General features: G+C 40.7%; 20 protein-coding genes and 1 riboswitch. Of the genes, 19 read left to right on the plus strand and 1 reads right to left on the minus strand.

From position 1 onward, the window contains the following. Positions 1-129: 129 nt before the first annotated feature. Complete coding sequence (locus tag MHH37_RS08035; RefSeq protein WP_008406565.1) at positions 130-342, minus strand: alpha/beta-type small acid-soluble spore protein; 213 nt, start codon at positions 340-342, stop codon at positions 130-132. Positions 343-607: 265 nt separating this feature from the next. Between MHH37_RS08035 and MHH37_RS08040 the strand changes: the two genes are divergently transcribed. From MHH37_RS08040 to MHH37_RS08130, 19 genes are all read left to right on the plus strand, one after another. Beyond that, positions 608-1375 (plus strand): class I SAM-dependent methyltransferase, encoded by a 768-nt coding sequence (locus tag MHH37_RS08040; protein WP_339264292.1) that lies wholly within the window; start codon positions 608-610, stop codon positions 1373-1375. A 12-nt stretch (positions 1376-1387) separates the two neighbouring features. Further along, complete coding sequence (locus tag MHH37_RS08045) at positions 1388-2191, plus strand: GNAT family N-acetyltransferase (protein WP_065217090.1); 804 nt, start codon at positions 1388-1390, stop codon at positions 2189-2191. Positions 2192-2205: 14 nt separating this feature from the next. Beyond that, positions 2206-2610 (plus strand): thioesterase family protein, encoded by a 405-nt coding sequence (locus MHH37_RS08050; RefSeq protein ID WP_342575792.1) that lies wholly within the window; start codon positions 2206-2208, stop codon positions 2608-2610. A gap of 22 nt (positions 2611-2632) precedes the next feature. Beyond that, positions 2633-3433, plus strand: a complete 801-nt coding sequence (locus tag MHH37_RS08055; RefSeq protein ID WP_342576229.1) for a DUF2785 domain-containing protein — start codon at positions 2633-2635, stop codon at positions 3431-3433. Between the two features lie 17 nt (positions 3434-3450). Then, a complete protein-coding gene (locus MHH37_RS08060; RefSeq protein ID WP_342575793.1) occupies positions 3451-4338 on the plus strand; it encodes a S16 family serine protease in 888 nt (295 codons plus the stop codon). 167 nt (positions 4339-4505) lie between these two features. Beyond that, a riboswitch (cobalamin riboswitch) is annotated at positions 4506-4693 on the plus strand. Positions 4694-4920: 227 nt separating this feature from the next. Continuing rightward, positions 4921-6582, plus strand: a complete 1662-nt coding sequence (gene cobJ / locus MHH37_RS08065) for a precorrin-3B C(17)-methyltransferase (protein ID WP_342575794.1) — start codon at positions 4921-4923, stop codon at positions 6580-6582. A gap of 8 nt (positions 6583-6590) precedes the next feature. Further along, positions 6591-7349 carry a precorrin-6A reductase gene (gene cobK / locus MHH37_RS08070; protein ID WP_039967115.1) on the plus strand — a complete coding sequence of 253 codons (759 nt, stop codon included), beginning with the start codon at positions 6591-6593 and terminating at the stop codon, positions 7347-7349. 2 nt (positions 7350-7351) lie between these two features. Beyond that, a complete protein-coding gene (locus tag MHH37_RS08075) occupies positions 7352-8026 on the plus strand; it encodes a precorrin-8X methylmutase (protein ID WP_008406575.1) in 675 nt (224 codons plus the stop codon). Further along, on the plus strand, positions 8001-9137 hold the full coding sequence (locus MHH37_RS08080) for a cobalt-precorrin-5B (C(1))-methyltransferase (RefSeq protein WP_342576230.1): 1137 nt from the start codon (positions 8001-8003) through the stop codon (positions 9135-9137). The genes MHH37_RS08075 and MHH37_RS08080 overlap by 26 nt, the downstream gene beginning before the upstream one ends. Continuing rightward, the gene (locus MHH37_RS08085; protein WP_065217193.1) at positions 9112-10308 is read left to right on the plus strand and encodes a bifunctional cobalt-precorrin-7 (C(5))-methyltransferase/cobalt-precorrin-6B (C(15))-methyltransferase; all 1197 of its coding nucleotides are present in this window, start codon (positions 9112-9114) and stop codon (positions 10306-10308) included. Before MHH37_RS08080 ends, MHH37_RS08085 begins: the two co-directional genes overlap by 26 nt. Beyond that, a complete protein-coding gene (cobI, locus tag MHH37_RS08090; RefSeq protein WP_008406578.1) occupies positions 10305-11009 on the plus strand; it encodes a precorrin-2 C(20)-methyltransferase in 705 nt (234 codons plus the stop codon). Before MHH37_RS08085 ends, cobI begins: the two co-directional genes overlap by 4 nt. Then, on the plus strand, positions 11009-11791 hold the full coding sequence (gene cobM, locus MHH37_RS08095; RefSeq protein WP_065217085.1) for a precorrin-4 C(11)-methyltransferase: 783 nt from the start codon (positions 11009-11011) through the stop codon (positions 11789-11791). The genes cobI and cobM overlap by 1 nt, the downstream gene beginning before the upstream one ends. Continuing rightward, positions 11784-12923 carry a cobalamin biosynthesis protein gene (locus MHH37_RS08100; RefSeq protein ID WP_342575795.1) on the plus strand — a complete coding sequence of 380 codons (1140 nt, stop codon included), beginning with the start codon at positions 11784-11786 and terminating at the stop codon, positions 12921-12923. Before cobM ends, MHH37_RS08100 begins: the two co-directional genes overlap by 8 nt. Continuing rightward, the gene (locus tag MHH37_RS08105) at positions 12920-14278 is read left to right on the plus strand and encodes a cobyrinate a,c-diamide synthase (RefSeq protein ID WP_342575796.1); all 1359 of its coding nucleotides are present in this window, start codon (positions 12920-12922) and stop codon (positions 14276-14278) included. Before MHH37_RS08100 ends, MHH37_RS08105 begins: the two co-directional genes overlap by 4 nt. Beyond that, positions 14275-14907, plus strand: a complete 633-nt coding sequence (locus MHH37_RS08110) for an NAD(P)-dependent oxidoreductase (RefSeq protein WP_342575797.1) — start codon at positions 14275-14277, stop codon at positions 14905-14907. The genes MHH37_RS08105 and MHH37_RS08110 overlap by 4 nt, the downstream gene beginning before the upstream one ends. Beyond that, complete coding sequence (cobA, locus tag MHH37_RS08115; RefSeq protein WP_342575798.1) at positions 14904-15665, plus strand: uroporphyrinogen-III C-methyltransferase; 762 nt, start codon at positions 14904-14906, stop codon at positions 15663-15665. The genes MHH37_RS08110 and cobA overlap by 4 nt, the downstream gene beginning before the upstream one ends. Then, entirely contained in the window at positions 15659-16213 is a 555-nt protein-coding gene (locus MHH37_RS08120; protein ID WP_342575799.1) for a nitroreductase, read from the plus strand. Before cobA ends, MHH37_RS08120 begins: the two co-directional genes overlap by 7 nt. Positions 16214-16225: 12 nt before the next feature. Next, entirely contained in the window at positions 16226-16765 is a 540-nt protein-coding gene (locus tag MHH37_RS08125) for a cob(I)yrinic acid a,c-diamide adenosyltransferase (RefSeq protein WP_014824141.1), read from the plus strand. Then, the gene (locus tag MHH37_RS08130) at positions 16765-18258 is read left to right on the plus strand and encodes a cobyric acid synthase (protein WP_065217079.1); all 1494 of its coding nucleotides are present in this window, start codon (positions 16765-16767) and stop codon (positions 18256-18258) included. The genes MHH37_RS08125 and MHH37_RS08130 overlap by 1 nt, the downstream gene beginning before the upstream one ends. The last annotated feature ends 4 nt before the right edge of the window (positions 18259-18262 follow it).

The following is an 18262-nucleotide window of genomic DNA, read 5'->3' on the forward strand; positions in this document are numbered from 1 at the left end:
ATTACTGTTATTTACGGAGGGAAGCAGTAATAGTTTCATTTAATTTTGGTTTGTCTATGTATGTAATCTCCTTGAAAAGCCAAAATGAAAAGAAAACGCTACAAATTTGTAGCGCTTCCTTTTCGTTAATTATTGTTGATTGTTTGAGTTTCCGCGTAATTGTTGCTCTGCCATTTGTACTAGGCGTTTCGTAATTTCGCCACCTACAGAGCCGTTAGCACGTGCTGATGCGTCTGGTCCTAATTGAACACCAAACTCTTGTGCAATTTCGTACTTCATTTGGTCAACTGCTTGTTGTGCACCAGGTACACGTAATTTGTTTGAGCTGTTGTTGTTTGCCATCTGTTATCGCCTCCTTATGACAATAGAATGCACAGGTAAGAAAGTTTCATACCACATCAGAAATAGGTAATTTACAGTTCAATTGGTAACGTTTTTATAATATGGTGTTTTTATAATAACCAATTATCATCGATAAACACTAAATCACACAGGATAGCTCGCACCGCAACTAAAACAAATTAGAAAAATTGTCGGATTGTAACATATGGAATAAAGTGGTTTAATTGGGACATACAGTATGGATTCATCATCGTTACAGAAAGGAATGACTTTTTTGAATACAATTATCGAAAACAATAAAAAAAGCTGGGATATTGTAGCAAAGCATTTTGCTGGAGGAGATGCGTTGCCAAGCTATGGACCATTAGCACAAACCGAAGAGGAACTGAATTTAATCGGAAGTGTTGCCGGCAAAACAGTGCTGGAAGTTGGATTTGGGAGCGGTCATTCTCTTTTATATATGAATAATAATGGTGCAAAGGAGCTTTGGGGTGTTGATTTTTCGAGTGCCCAAATGGACCTGGCACAGAAAACGTTATACGGCATTGAGGCAAGCTTATTTACGGCTCCAATGGAAGAAGAAATCGGTCTGCCGAAAAATTATTTTGATTTAGTGTATTCCATTTATGCGATTGGCTGGTCAAGTGATCTTCCGGCAACGTTTAAGTTAGTTTACAGCTACTTAAAAGAAGGAGGCGAATTTATTTTCAGCTGGGAACACCCTTTCTATAATCAAATCAAATGCCGTGATCATCAGTTTAGTTTAACGGATTCCTACCAGCGTGAAGGATATATCGAAACAACGACATTTAAAGGGGAAGATGCACCAATGCAAATACCGAAATATAAAATGGCGACATTTATAAATGCACTTTTAAAAGCAGGCTTTGAACTTGTAGAAATTATTGAAAGTGATATTCCGGTCCATGCAAAAGGTGAAGAAATTCCGTATTCCGAAAAATATTATTCTCTACATAAAGCAAGTAACTTTCCAACAACCTTTATCGTAAAAGCTCGTAAACGCACTATATAGGAGGCAACTATAATGATTCGAAAGTTAACAAACGAAGACCTTGAAACTACATTGGCACTTGTACATAAAAAGCCGGCAGAAAATTTATTTATCATCGGTGATATTGAAGCGTATGGGATGGAATCGGATATCCAGGATTTATGGGGGCAATTTGAAGGTGATCAGCTAAAAGCGATTTTACTGCGCTATGATCAAAACTATATCCCGTATAGTGAAGGAAATTATGATACCGAGGGATTTGCCAAAATCATTAACGAAAATCGAGGTCGGATAGAACTATCAGGGCTTCAGCATTTAGTCGCTCCATTAAAGAAATGGATTGACCGCGGTATTCGTCGGGACAGCGAAACGTATTATGCAAAATGTACAGAATTGACCGTTCCTACATCTGATTTGGATTTTTCAAATGTGACGTATTTACAGCCAAGTGAATACGAAGAAAATATTGACATGCTCAGATCGATTCCGGAATTTTCAACGGGTACATTTAGTGTTGAAGGAAGAGAGCGCGCGGAAAAATTTAAAACGGGGCGTACTTATATTATTCGTGACGAACAGGGTGTGATGGTCTCTTCAGCATCAACAACAGCGGAAAATTCTCAATCCGCGATGATTGTAGGCGTCGGAACGAGACCGGGATACGGGAAAAAAGGATATGCGACACATTGTATGTTAAAACTTTGCCGTGACCTGCTCGCTGAAGGGAAATCAATTTGCCTGTTTTATGATAATCCGGCTGCCGGACGCATTTATAAGCGGATTGGATTTGAAGATATCGGTTTTTGGACTATGGTTCGTTATGAAGAGGGGAAATAAGGGGGAGACAAATTGTGAGAACATTATTAGCAGAACAACCGATTCAAATAAACGCCTATGATATCGATGCAATGGGCATTGTAAGTAATATTGTATATGTAAGATGGTTTGAGGATTTACGGATGGCTTTTTTAAATGAGCATTACTCATTGGCGGAAATGATGGCAGTGCAAATCTCCCCGATCTTGATGAAAACAGAGATTGAATACAAAGCCCCTTTAACAATTTTCGATAAACCGGTCGGACGTTGCTGGATGGTAAAAATCGGGCAATCAAGTTGGGAAATGGAGCTGGAAATTACAACGGAAAAGCATACCCACTGTACCGGAAAGCAATCAGGATGCTTTTTCAATTTAGAAAAGAAAAGAGTTGCGAAAATTCCTGAGCCACTAAAAAAGCTTTTTGAAATAGCGCAATAAAAAAGGAGCAATTTAATTGGTGATGAAAGAACATTTGGAAGGAATAGTAAATAAATCGACCGATCTGGATTTAATTGATTTTAATGAATTAATCAAATTTATGCTGAAAAATATCGGAAATACGGATGGCTATTTACGTGATAACTTAATTTATCGGGGATTTTGCGAATTAATACTGAATGAGCAATTTACTGAAGAACAATTAGTTTTAATATTAAAAACATGTTCGGATGATGAGCACCTTTATTTAAATATTACACAGAGCAATCCTTCTGATGATGTATTTACAAGATCGTTTTCGGCACTCGTTATCACCCTTATTTTAGGGAAAGATCGTGAAAAAAGAAGTTTGCCTGAAGAACTTGTTGTTGAGGCTATTCACCGAAGTATTCAGTATTTATTTCTTGAGAAGGATTACCGAGGATTCGACAATACGAAGGGCTGGGCACATGCGGTTGCACATGGAAGTGATTTATTAACAGAAGCAATTAGACATCCGTTGATGAAGGATTCCAAATTATTATGTAGTGCATTACAAAGTTTAAAAAGCTGTCTTCATACTGAATATGCTTTAATCGATGAGGAAGAAGTACGCATGTTACCGGTCATTGATGCATTACTGGATAAGGGACTGACGGATGAGCAATTGTTAACGTGGCTAAAAGGATTGCATTACATAGAAGTAGAGGATTGGCATAAGAAATACCGGTATGAATGGAATGTGAAAAAATTTGAGGCAGCATTATTAAGACATTTATTAAAATCAACCAAATGTACACAAACAACTAATTGGATCGTATATGAAAGTCCTGCTGTGGTTTAGCATAAGGAGCTGAAATATTGAAACCTATTATTTTAATTGTGCTGCCCTTCATTTTATACATAGCTGGTTTACTAGCATATTATTTTGATAAGATTAACGGTTATCAATTTATTATTTTTATTATAGTGGGCCTGGGTATTTCAATTTTCGGATTCTTTGTTTACCGGAACCAGAAGAAGTTGAAAGCAGCTTTTTTAGGGATTTTTTATATACTAGCCCTATTAGCTGTCTTTGAAAGCCGACTGATTGATTATGAAAAATATACTTATTTTCTTATGTCATATAACGAGCCTTTTGAAATAGTGGAAGACTCAGGAATCAATGTACTGGCAGTGGAAGTGATTGAGATCTCATATATAACGGACTTGAACTACTTAATTCATACTATGGAATCTTCAACTTATAAAGAAGTTTTGGATTCGGAAGTTGTCACGAATAAAATCCGTTACCGTTCGAAAAACGAAGAATTACTAAGTTATGTACGTCCTACGGAGAAACATTTTGAGACGATGAAGGAAAATGTCCTTGCTTATTTACCAGAAAACGCTTTTGCTATTAATCAATTTTTAGAAAGAGAAGATATAGAAGGTGACAGTGCAGGACTTGCCACTGTATTAAGCGCTCTTATCGAAAATGGTGACGTTAACAATAATATTCCGATTGCCGTAACAGGAGCGATTGATAGCAAAGGAAATGTGAAGGAGATCGGTTCAATAAAAGCGAAAACTTTGATTGCCGAACAAAGCGGCTTCTCTTATATTTTTTTGCCTGATGAGAATGCAGAAGAGGCAAGGAAAGTGAAAAAAGATGAGCAGCTTAATATAGAAATTATCGCTGTGGCATCTATAGAAAATGCTGTAACTGATATAAAAAAACTAAATGAAACAGGGTCGTTAAATAAATAAAATGAAAAACAGAAAATAAACAACCTTTGTTAATTAGGATAGGGAATTAATGTGCAAAGGACCGAAATAATGAAGGAACAATGCTTTATCTTCACTGAAAAAAACAGATATCATAATAATTGTTCTATCATTTTTTAATAGACTATGTTATTTTTATAATAATTTAATAATTTGCAATTTAAATAAGTGCTTACAGAATTTTGTAAGGTAAAAGGGAAATTAGTGAAAGACTAATGCAGCCCCCGCTACTGTAATAGCTGATGAAATCACAATGAATCACTGTCGTAAAGATGGGAAGATGTGAAAGTAAAAGGAAGCTTAAGCCAGGAAACCTGCTTATTTAAACGATACTTACTTTTCGGAGGGAGAAGTATAGGCGAAACAAGTAATTGTTTTTGTGTTTTTCTATACTTTTTTAGTATTAATTTCACATGCCCGTACCTCTTTCTAACGAGAGGTGCGGGCTTTTTTTATATCTTAGTGGATAAGCAATACTAGTTTTTGATGAAATCCACATAAGAAAAATTATCATCACGTCCTATTTGGTACGAGATGTATTTTACTAATAGGGAGGGTGTTTACATGCAAAAAGGAAAGATCTTTGTTGTAGGGTTCGGACCTGGAGATCGGGAACATATAACAAAACGTGCAGTCGATGCACTACAGCAAAGTGATCACATTATGGGCTACAAAACGTATGTTGAACTGATTGAGCACTTAGTGACGGCGAAAACCATTGTCAGTACAGGAATGACTGAAGAAGTTTCACGTGCGCAAGAAGCTGTAAAACAGGCTGAAGCCGGCCATATAGTTGCTGTTATTTCCAGTGGTGATGCAGGTGTTTACGGAATGGCGGGCCTCGTATATGAAGTATTAATCGAAAAGGGCTGGACTGCAAAAGAAGGGATTGAAGTAGAAGTTGTTCCGGGTATATCAGCGATTAACTCCTGTGCAAGTTTACTTGGCGCCCCGGTTATGCATGATTCGTGCACAATTAGTTTAAGTGACCATTTAACACCTTGGACGGTCATCGAAAAACGGATTGAGGCAGCTGCAATGGCAGACTTTGTCGTTGCGTTTTACAATCCTAAATCCGGCAGACGGACAAGACAAATTGTTGAAGCGCAACGAATATTGCTTAAGTATCGTTCACCTGATACACCTGTCGGATTAGTAAAAGCTGCCTATCGGGATACGCAGGACATTGTGTTAACAACATTAGAGGAGATGCTGGAACATGATATCGGAATGCTGACAACGGTCGTCGTGGGGAATTCCTCAACATTTTACTACGATAATAAAATCATTACACCGCGTGGTTATCAGCGAAAATATACTTTAGGGCAAGAAAAACAACTATTAAAACCGCATCAACGATTGAAAAAAGAAGCGGAACCATGGGCATTGGACCAGGAAACGGGTGAAGCTAAGACAGGCTACGAAAAAATTGTAGCTATCGAGAAAAAAATAGCTATACCAACAGTTAATAACATAAGCACATTACAGCTTGCAAATGAAGCATTAGCGCTCGTACATAAAGAAACGTCAGCTGTAAAAGTTGAAGAAAATCCGTTTTTAGTACAGCAACAAGTTGAATCCATCTTTGAGTTTGCTGTATCACCGGGTGTTGCCAATAAAATGATTACACCAGCCCAAATGATTACTTTGGCAGAAGTAGTCGGAGAACACGGTACGATGGAGTATACCCCTGATCACCGTCTTGTACTGAAGGTACCGACGGATTCACCTGAAAAACTTGTCAAGAAAGTGGAACAAACAGGATTACTCGTTCAACCTGTCGGTGACGTAGTGATCGTCAAGGCGTGTGATTTCTGTTACGGCGAAAAAGCGGAATCCATTCCATATGCTGAAGAGATTATGGAAACACTTGGTGGCATTAAAATGCCGAAAGAACTACATGTCGGTTTTAACGGTTGCGGAATGGCATGTTATCGCGCGGTTTTTGATGATATCGGCATTGTTTACCGCAAGAAAAAGTTTGATTTGTTTATCGGTTCCAAACCAGTTGGACGAACAGCACATGCAGCACAACCTGTCCTTGAAGGGATCGATCCCGAAAAATTGATTCCTTTACTAACAGAAATCGTTGCGGACTATAAAGAAAATGCACATCCGAATGAACGTTTTTTCAAATATTTTAAACGTGTAAAAAAAATCCTGAATTTCAATTATGTTGATATGTCATGCAAAATTAAAGTGGAAGAGGCCCCTTGTGGAGATTAGGTGAAATGATGATTTTATTTTTAGCTGGAACAAGTGATGCAAGAGAGCTGGCTGTTCAATTAATGCAAGCGGGACAAGAATTGGTGGCGACTGTCGTTACGGAATCTGCTGCAGCGAGTCTACAGGAAGCGAATGTTCCGTACCATGTCGGTCGTTTAACAGAACAGCAAATGAAGGAACTAATTGAAGAACGGCGGGTAACAACGGTGGTAGATGCAAGTCATCCGTATGCAGAAGAGGCTTCCAAAACAGCGATGGCTGCTGCAAATATTACGGGTATACCCTATATACGATATGAACGTCCCAAACAAAGCTATGTACATCCGCTCGTTACGGAAGTGGAAACATATAAAGAAGCGGCAATTGCTGCATCCGCACATTCAGGAACAATTATGTTGACGACAGGCAGTAAAACGCTCGCCGTTTTTACGGAGCAATTATTACATAACGAAAATATTCGTCTTGTCTGCAGGATGCTGCCAAATAAAGAGAATATGGATAAATGCAATACGCTTGGTGTGAAGCAGCGCGATATTATCGCAATCCAAGGACCGTTTTCTAAAGAATTGAATAAAGCGCTTTACGAACAGTTCAGCACAACACTTATTATTACAAAGGAAAGCGGGAAAGTCGGTTCGGTAGACGAAAAGATGGATGCGGCTCTGGAAATTGGTATTCCCGTCATCTTAATTAAAAGACCAAAAATACAATATGAAAACTTATGCACTTCATTCGAGAAAGTGTTTGAAAAATTAGGAGGCAAATAATAATGGCAAATATGAATTTTAATACAGACTTTGTACCACTAACAGTAGACCCGGACAAAATTTATGATTACAGTTTTGCGATCATTAAAGAAGAAATGGGCGAACATTCTTTTACAGACGAACAATGGCTTGTCGTTCGCCGCGTTATCCATGCTTCTGCAGACTTCGAATTGGGACGCAGCATGATTTTTACGGATGATGCGATTGAAGCGGGCATTCAGTCAATTTTAGCAGGACGTCATGTTGTAGCTGATGTTCAGATGATTGAAAGTGGTTCAGGGCGCAAACGATTCCAAAAACATGGCGGGGATTTACATTGTTATATCGCAGATGAAGACGTTTCAATCGAAGCAAAAAAACTTGGAACAACCCGTGCCATTATTTCGATGCAAAAGGCGACTCAACTACAAGAAGGCGGTATTTATGCAATTGGGAATGCCCCAACAGCTCTACTTGAATTAATTCGTCTGATTAAAGAAGGCCTTGCAAAGCCGGACTTAATTATTGGGATGCCTGTTGGGTTCGTTTCGGCAGCAGAATCGAAAGCGGAATTAGCGATTTTAGAAGGAATTCCGTTTATTACGAATGTAGGAAGAAAAGGTGGCAGTACTGTAACCGTCGCAGCACTAAATGCCATCTCAATCATGGCAGATGAACGAGCAAAAGAAGCGAAATAAAAAAGATCCGTCGGAAATGCGTCACGGCTACACAACAGGAGCTTGTGCAACTGCGATGACAAAAGCTGCCTTGTACGCACTTGTGACCGGAGAAGTTCCTGAACATGTAACGATTCATTTACCTGTAGGAAAGGATGCCACATTTACGGTGGTATCTTTTGCAGTAAAGGAAAATGAAGTGATGTGTGAAACGATTAAGGATGCAGGGGATGATCCGGATGCAACACATAAAGCACGTATTCAAAGTACGGTTCGTTTTATAGAAAAAAGCGGTGTTCACTTAGATGGTGGAATCGGTGTTGGTCGTGTAACAAAAGCAGGACTGCCCGTGCCTGTCGGAGAAGCGGCAATTAACCCTGTTCCGAGAAAAATGCTTCATGGTGTCGTCGAAGAGGCGATTCAACTTTTCCAAATTGACAAAGGAATCGAAGTGATTATTTCCGTTCCGGACGGTGAGGAAATCGCGAAGAAGACATTAAATGCAAGGCTGGGAATACTGGGCGGCATTTCCATATTGGGTACGCGCGGAACGGTCGTACCCTTTTCAAGTTCGGCCTATATGGCGAGTATCGTGCAGGCAATTAGTGTTGCAAAAGAAGCAGGCTGTGACCATCTTGTCATTACAACCGGCGGACGCAGTGAAAAATATGCAATGAAGCAATATCCGCATTTACCGGAAGAAGCATTTATAGAGATGGGGGATTTCGTCGGTTTTACGTTAAAGCATATCGCCCGTAAAGAGATTCCCCAAGTGTCACTTGTGGGTATGATGGGGAAATTTTCAAAGGTAGCACAGGGTGTCATGATGGTGCATTCAAAAAGTGCGCCGATCAGTTTCCCATTTTTGGCTGAAATTGCGAAAAAAGCCGGCGCCGATCCAGAAATAATCGAGCAAATATTACATGCGAATACGGCATCACAAGTAGGAGAAATCATGCAGGGGAATGACCAATTTTTTGAAGCACTTTGTAAAAACTGCTGTTACTTTGCACTGGATCATATGAAAGCGAAATTACGTGTTTCCACATCGCTGTATGCAATGAACGGGGACATGCTAGGAAAGGCTGAGAATATTGAACATTTGGATGAAAATGATTGGTATCGGGGATAATGGACCAGCAAGTTTACTCCCTCAATATATCGCTTGGATTGAATCAAGTGAAGTACTAGTTGGTGGTGAGCGTCATCTAGACTTTTTCCCGGATTACACTGGCGAAAAGATCATTATAAAAGGTGGACTACCACAATTAGTGGAAAAGCTGCAAAGAGAAAAAAGAAACATCGTTATTCTAGTATCGGGTGACCCGCTATTTTATGGACTAGGCGGTGTTTTGGCGAAGAAGCTCCCGTTAGAAATTTACCCTTATGCTAGCTCTGTTCAGTTAGCATTTACAAGAATGCAGGAAAGCTGGCAGGATGCCTATTTAACGAGTGTTCATGGCCGGTCAATGAAGGGGCTTGCCCAAAAGATCGATGGCCGGAAAAAAATAGCGATATTGACCGATGAAGAAAATTCACCGAATGCACTTGCCCGCTATTTAAATGCGTTCGGCATGACCGAATACGATGCGTTTGTAGCAGAAAACTTGGAAGGTCCAACTGAACGATGTCGTCATCTTTCTTTGGATGAAATGGAGAAGGCCGAATTTTCACCATTGAATGTCGTTATTTTAAAGCAGCGTGAAGCTGTTGAGCGTGCGTCAATCGGTATTGATGATGACAAGTTTATTCAGCGGAAACCTGATAAAGGGCTCATCACAAAAAAGGAGATCCGAGTTCTTTGTTTACAAGCGCTGCAATTAAAAGAAACGAGTATCGCATGGGACATTGGGACATGCACAGGCTCAGTTGCCATTGAGATGTCCAAAATTGCGCGCGAAGGTCAAGTATTTGCGATAGAAAAAAATGAAGCCGATTTAGAAAACTGTCTTCAAAACCAGCATATTCATCGTACAGATTTTACAGCTGTTTTAGGAAAAGCACCGGAAAGATTAGAAGAATTTCCTGATCCGGACGCCATTTTCATCGGTGGCAACGGCGGTAATATGGAGCAGTTGCTACAACTATGTGTGAATCGATTAAAGCCAAATGGCCGCATTGTTATGAACATCGCAACAATTGAGAACTTAGCAGAAGCTATGGGGCATTTTAAAAAGTTCAATTGTGATGTTTCTGTACTGCAGGCACAAATCTCAAAAAGTAAGCCAATTTTAAATTTAACGCGTTTTGAACCGTTAAATCCAATTTTTATCGTAACAGCACAGAAAGGGTTGGAATTATGACAATCGGTACATTAATCGGATTAGGTGTTGGACCAGGTGATCCGGAACTTATTACAGTAAAAGCGTTTAGAATGTTAAAAGAATGCCCGGTCATTGCGTATCCACAAAAATTGCGCGGCAGTAAATCGTATGCCCAACGAATAATCGATGTGTACGTTAATCCAGCGGAAAAAGAAATGCTGGGGCTTGTATTTCCGATGACGAAGGACGAGGAGACGTTGCAGGAAGCATGGTCAAAATCCGCAGAGAAAATTTATGCACATTTGAAAGAAGGCCGAGATGTCGCATTTGTAACAGAAGGCGATCCGATGCTTTTTAGTACATATATACACTTGATGAAATTAATGAAGGAAATGCATCCCGACGTTCCAATGAAATCGATTGCAGGGATATCTTCATTTAATGGAACTGCCAATCGTTTAGGAATCCCATTGGCAGACGGCGATGATCATGTAGCAATGATTCCGGCGACTTCGGATATGGCAGAGATGCGTCGTGTTATTGAGACCCATGACGGGATAGTGTTTATTAAAGTAGCGAAAGTATTAGATGTCATGCTGGATTTGCTTGAGGAAATGAACTTACTTGAAAAAACGTTTGTTGTGACAAAAGTAACTTCAGATGAAGAAATTATTTGGAAAACGAATGAATTGCGTGGAGCTGAGCTCAATTATTTATCATGTATGGTGGTGCGAAAATAATGAAGAAAATTTGGATTATAGGTGCTGGCCCCGGCGACCCGGATTTAATTACCGTAAAAGGCCTTAAACTTCTTCAACAGGCGGATGTTGTCATGTATACAGATTCGTTAGTTAGTGAAACTCTAGTTGCCGAAGCCCGAGAGGATGCAGAAGTAATCCGTACAGCAGGCATGCATTTACAAGAGATGGTTGATTGCATCGTTGAACGTGTCAATGCAGGGAAAATGGTTGTGCGTTTACATACGGGTGACCCGGCCATGTACGGGGCAACAATGGAACAAGTGGCATTGTTGAAAAAACATAATATTGGCTATGACGTTATTCCAGGTGTGAGTTCCGTATTTGCTGCCGCTGCAGCCGTAGGAGCAGAACTAACGGTTCCTGATTTAACGCAAACGTTGATCTTAACACGAGCAGAAGGACGTACACCGGTACCTGAGCGTGAAAAATTGCAAGCATTGGCAAGCCATCATTGCACAATTGCAATGTTTTTAAGTGCCACATTAACGAAAAAGATTACAAAAGAACTACAGGCTGCGGGCTGGTCGGACGATACACCGGTTGCCGTTATTCAGCGGGCTTCATGGCCAGATCAAAAAATCGTTCGCACGACAATTGCTGAACTGGATGAAGCGATGCGGACAAATGGCATTCGCAAACATGCGATGATTTTAGCCGGCTGGGCACTTGATCCGAACATTCATGAAAAAGATTACCGTTCAAAATTGTATGATGCTACATTTACACATGGTTTTCGTAAAGGTGTGAAAGTCGATGATTAATTTACGTGAAGGGGAAATTCCGGAAGTTCGTGTGACAAAACCTTATGCACTTGTAGCCATTACAAAGCACGGTGTGACGAATGCGCGAAAGTATGCGGAGAAGTTTCCTTATGTCGATGTATATTATATGAAGAAATTTGAGCAGGGCGATGAGGCTGAAAAAAATATTCAATTATTTGACGGGACGGTGCGCCTGTTACTGCCTGCATTATTTAAAGCATATAAGTCAATGATATTGATTATTTCCCTTGGTGCAGTCGTTCGGATGATTGCCCCCATTTTAGTAGATAAAAAGAAAGATCCGGGTGTTCTTGTTGTTGATGATAAAGGACAATATGTCGTAAGTGTTTTATCCGGACATATCGGTGGTGCGAATGCCCTGACAAATGAGTTTGCACAAGCAATCGATGCGACTCCGATTGTAACTACAGCATCCGATGTTCAAAAAACAATCGCGGTTGATTTATTTGGTGCACGGTACGGATGGGTTTGGGACAGTGAAGAGAAATTAACGCCTGTCAGTGCTTCAGTAGTGAATGAGGAACAGGTTGCGATTGTTCAGGAAACCGGTGAAAAAAAATGGTGGCTGCATGAAACACCGATGCCTGATACTTTGAAACTTTACCGGACAACAGGGGAAGCAATCGCTGCAAAACCACATGCCACATTGCTCATTACTGATCGTATTATCGAAAAAGAGGAAGAAATATTACTTGAAAACGGTGTAATTTACCGACCGAAATCAATTGTTTTAGGAATGGGCTGTAATCGCGGAACATCTGCTGAAGAAATTGAACAACTAATTGATGAAACGCTTGCAGAACTAAAGCTGAGCAAAAAAAGCGTTAAAGCAATCGCCACAATCGATTTGAAAAAAGATGAACAAGGTTTCCTGCAAGTAACGGCTAGAAACAACTGGCAGTTTATAACGTATACACCGGCACAGTTAAATGAAATGCCGCTGCAAAATCCATCGGAAACTGTTTTTAAATTTACAGGGGCATACGGTGTTAGTGAACCTGCTGCATTACGGTGTGCCAATGCGACAGACTGGCTGTTGGAAAAAAAGAAAAGCGGCAATGCAACCATTTCCATTGCCCGGATTACATTTGATGAGGAGGAAATCGAATGAATCGTTTCGTATTAGCCGGAACAGGCAGTGGCGTAGGAAAAACAACATTTACAATTGGCATTATGCGTGCACTGATGAAGCGCGGCTTAACTGTTCAAGGATTTAAATGCGGTCCGGATTATATCGATCCGACGTATCATACAGCGGTAACAAGAAGGTCTTCACGCAATATTGACAGTTTCATGATGACGGAAGATGTCGTACGCACAATTGTTGCGAGAAACAGCATTGATTCAGATGTGTCTATTATTGAAGGTGTCATGGGATTTTATGACGGGAAGTCGCCATTATCGAATGAAGGATCGGCGGCACATATTAGTGAAATTACAGACAGTCCGGTAATTTTAATTGTTAACGCAGCAAGTATGGCCCGAAGCGTCGCTGCTATAGTAAAAGGATTCCAGCAGTTGGACAAGAACGCCAATATTGTGGGGGTTATTGCCAATCAGCTTGGGAGTAAAGGTCACTTTGAAATTATTAAAACAGCGATCGAACATGAATGTAACATCCCCGTTCTCGGCTACCTGCAAAAAGGTGCGGTACCAGCGTTGCCAAGCCGTCATTTAGGTTTAGTACCGGCTATTGAACGAGGAGAGCTCGATCCGTATTTCGATGAGCTTGCAGATGCTATTGAAGCAACTGTTGATCTGGACTTATTGTTACAAGTCACAAAAGCGGCCGAATTGGAGCAAACTTCAAAGATTTTCGAAATACAAGAAAATACGCAAGAAATTCATTTGGCTGTAGCAAAAGATGCAGCATTTAACTTTTATTATGAAGAAAATTTTGAATTACTGAAAGCAAACGGTGCAAAACTTCATTTCTTCTCTCCACTTGAAAATGAACCGGTTCCTGAACAGGCACAAGGTTTGTATATTGGAGGAGGGTTCCCTGAAGAATTTGCTGAGAAGCTTGCACAGAATGAACAGGCAAAAACTTCGATAAAACAAGCGATTGAAAAGGGAATCCCGACACTTGCGGAATGTGGCGGCTTCATGTATTTAACAGAAGAAATTTTCAACCGTGAAGGAAATGGCTACAAAATGCTTGGTGTCATTCCAGGAAGCGTTCGTATGCAAGATAAGTTAGCGGCGTTAGGTTACAGAGAAATTACCGGTGTGGAGGGCAACTTTTTAATCGGTGAACAGGAGCTTGCTAAAGGTCACGAGTTCCATTATTCAGTTTACGAAGGAAATCACGAAACACCTGCTTATTTTACAAGAGGGCGCTTTGGAGCGAAAAAGGAAGGGTACTCACATGGAAATCTAGTTGCTGGATATACACATTTTCATTTCGCATCCAATCCACAACTCGTGAAAAATTGGCTTGCAGCTTGTTTGGAGGTAAGAATATGAATTATTTTCCGTTAATGGTCAATATTGAGTTTAAAAAAGTGGTGATCGTCGGTGGAGGCCATGTAGCCCGTCAAAAAGTGGAAGCATTATTACATACGAATGCCAAAATTACCGTTGTAAGTCCAACAGTAACGGATAAGTTAAAAACATATTTAGATGAAGGAAAAGCAGTCTGGAAACAAAAACTTTTTGAACCGGCTGATTTAGACGGTGCAGCCCTTATTTTTGCGGCAACGAATGATGAAACGGTAAATGATGCTGTGGAAGAAGCAACACAGCATTGGCAATTATTAAATCGTGCAGATGCTTTAGGTCGTATGGATTTTATGAATCCTGCGGTTGTCCGTCGTGGAGATTTTGTTGTAACGGTGTCGACAACTGGCGCAAGTCCGGCGCTTACTAGAAAAGTAAAAGCGGACTTAGAGGAACAATACGATGAAAGTTATGCAGAATATGTTGCATTTTTAAAGGAAGCCCGTCTGCTTATTTTGAAAAACTATGAAGGCGATGCAAAAAAAGCAGCGCTGGCTCAATTGCTTGAACCTGAAATACTCGATTGGATTCAGCAAAAGAATAAGAAAAAATGTGCACAGTTTTTACGTCAGATTGAAGCGGGAGAAGTCAATTGAGTGGATTTGTTTATATAGTTGGTGCTGGACCGGGTGACCCGAAATTACTGACAATACGTGCATTAGAGTGCATTCAGATAGCTGAAGTCATTTTATATGATAGATTAGTAAACCCAGAAATTTTAAAACACGCACCAGCCCATTGCGAATTAATTTATTGTGGCAAAGAACCGGGGAAGCATGGCCTCATACAAGACGAAATTCATCGTGTGCTCGTTGAAAAAGCACAGCAGAACAAGCAGGTTGTCCGTCTAAAAGGTGGCGACCCATTTGTCTTTGGACGAGGCGCAGAAGAAGCAGCTGTTCTTCGCAATGAAAATATTGAATTTGAAATTGTCCCAGGGATCACAGCAGGAATAGCGGCACCGGCATATGCAGGCATACCCGTTACACATCGTGATTATGCAACAAGCTTTGCGATTGTTACCGGGCATGGCCGTGAAGAAAAGGGGCAGGATTTTTTAAGCTGGGCAAGTCTCGCACAAATCGATACGATTGCGTTTTATATGAGTATCCGCAATATCGAACATATTACGAAAAGCCTAATCAGACACGGAAAGAAACCGACAACCCCGGTTGCAGTAATTGAATGGGGGACAACAAGCAATCAGCGTACGATTACAGGTAAATTAGAGACGATTTCCGAACAAATTCAGCAGGAGAAAATGGTCAACCCTTCGATGATTTTAGTTGGGGATGTTGTAGGAATTCGTGAAGAAATTGCTTGGTTCAATGAAAGGATTGAGACAACATGTTAGAAGCATTAAAAAAACGACGGGCGGTTCGTCAATTTTTAGCTAAGGAAGTAGAACAGGAAAAGATTGAACAATTATTGGAAGCAGCAACTTATGCACCGAATGACCGGATGCGCGAGCCTTGGCAATTTTATGTGCTGCAAGGAGATAGTTTAAAACGTTTTGAACAAGTAGCATTCAATTATTTACAGCAGCGCTTCCCGACAAAACCAAACTTAGTGGAAAGCTCAATGCAGGCCGTTACAAAAACACCGCTTATCATTGTCGTTACTTCTGCTGTAGTCGAAGGTGATGAAGGGGCGACGCTGGACAATAAATTTGCTGTCAGCAGTGCAATCATGTCGATGTGGCTGATGGCTGAAGCGCTTGGTTTAGGCATGGTGTGGCGGACACGCGGAGTCGGTCTTGTACATGAAACAGCTTTGCATGAATTTATCGGGGCGACGAATTCTGAACACCTCGTAGGTACGTTATGTATTGGCTATCCGGAGGAACCAGTTACAACGGAGAAAAAACGTACACCATTTTCAGAAAAAACTACTTGGGTATAGGGAGGTACTAACATGGCGAGAAAAGGAATGCTGCTCGTATATACGGGTGAAGGAAAAGGCAAAACAACCGCTTCATTAGGTGTAACCTTACGTGCAATTGGCCGTGGGATGACGGTGAAGTATTTTCAGTTTATTAAATCACCGGAACGTACATATGGAGAACAAATTGCACTTCGGAAATTAGGTGTTGAAACCGTTCAGCTCGGCATTGGCTTTACGTGGACAAAAACACCGGAAGAACATAGGGAAGCGTTAAGAAAGGCTTGGCAAATTGTAAAAAAGGAATTGCAGGATGAAACGACGGATTTACTAGTTTTGGATGAATTAAATAATGCATTGGCAATTTCAAAATTCCCAATCGATGATGTTTTGCCTTTAGAGGAGGTACTTGAAGCAATTCGGAGTCGACCTGCCACAATGCATTTAGTCGTTACAGGACGTTCGGCACATCCGGATCTTATTGCGATGGCTGATCTGGTTTCAACCGTTGATGCAACGAAACATTATTACAGCGAGCAGGATGTCACAGCTATGAAGGGGCTGGAGTTTTAGTGCAGGCAATCATGATTCAGGGTACAGCATCCGATGTGGGAAAAAGTGTACTATGTACAGCATTATGTCGCATCTTAGTTAATGACGGTTACCGGGTTGCTCCGTTTAAATCACAAAATATGGCGCTGAATTCGTATATTACAAAAGATGGCGGAGAAATTGGGCGTGCTCAAGGGGTCCAGGCAGAAGCGGCAAAAATTGATGCAACGACAGATATGAACCCGATTTTACTAAAGCCTAAAGGGGATATGGTATCAGAAGTGATTTTGCACGGTAAACATTTTGCAAACATGGATGCGGTCAGTTATCGTGAACAATTTGTAGAAGATGTCATGCCTGAAGTTCGTACATCGCTTGAACGTTTATCGGATAACTACGATGTTCTTATTTTGGAAGGTGCGGGAAGTCCTGCGGAAATTAACTTGAAAAGTCGTGATATTGCCAATATGCGAATGGCACATGAGACGGACGCGTCAGTGATTTTAGTGGCGGACATTGAACGCGGTGGTGTTTTTGCTTCACTCGTCGGAACGTTAATGTTATTGGATGATGCGGAAAAAGCACGTGTAAAAGGAATTATTATTAATAAGTTTCGCGGCATGAAAGAACTGCTGACAAGTGGAATCGATTGGCTGGAGGAATATACAGGTATTCCTGTACTGGGTGTCATTCCGTATTTCGATGTTCAAATTGAGGCAGAAGATTCGATGGCCCTATCCAGCCTGCGCTTAAAGAAGCCACAGCAGCATGAATTTGCGGTTGATGTCGCCGTTATCCGTTTACCGCGTATATCTAATTTTACTGATTTGGATCCATTGTTTGAAGAACCGGGTGTAGGCGTGCGCTTTGTCTCAACGCTTAGTGATTTAAAAAATCCGGATGTCGTAATTTTACCAGGTACTAAAAACACGGTGGAAGATTTTTTATGGCTTCAGCAAACTGGGCTGATGCAAGGTATTTTACAGTTAGCGAATCAAAATGTCCGCATTATCGGTATTTGTGGAGGTTATCAGATGCTTGGTGAGATTATCCGTGACGAACAGGCGGTTGAAAGCACTGGCGGAACGTATTTGACATTAGGTCTGCTGCCGATCGAAACAACATTTATCAATAGTAAGCAAACGGTTCAAGTTTCGGGAAGAAGCTGCACAGGTCATGAGATTGAAGGCTATGAAATTCATTTAGGCCGCAGTGTTGCGACTAAACCGTTGAAGCCTTTCATCCAATTTTATGACGGCCGGACAGACGGTGTCTATACTGACCAAGTATTTGGTACATATGTTCATGGGATTTTCCAAAATCGCCTATTTACACGCGATTATTTTAATACAATCCGTGTGCAAAAAGGAATGGAGCCAATTACAGGAGAAGTGTTATCCGATTTTGAACGTCGCGAACAAGCCTATGAATTGCTGGACCGCCATGTACGTGGGCATTTGAATATGGAGAAGATTTATTCGTTTATTTCGGAAGCCAAGTTTGAAAAGAGGTGAAGTT

Source organism: Solibacillus sp. FSL K6-1781 (assembly GCF_038630735.1).
GTDB classification, from domain to species: domain Bacteria; phylum Bacillota; class Bacilli; order Bacillales_A; family Planococcaceae; genus Solibacillus; species Solibacillus silvestris.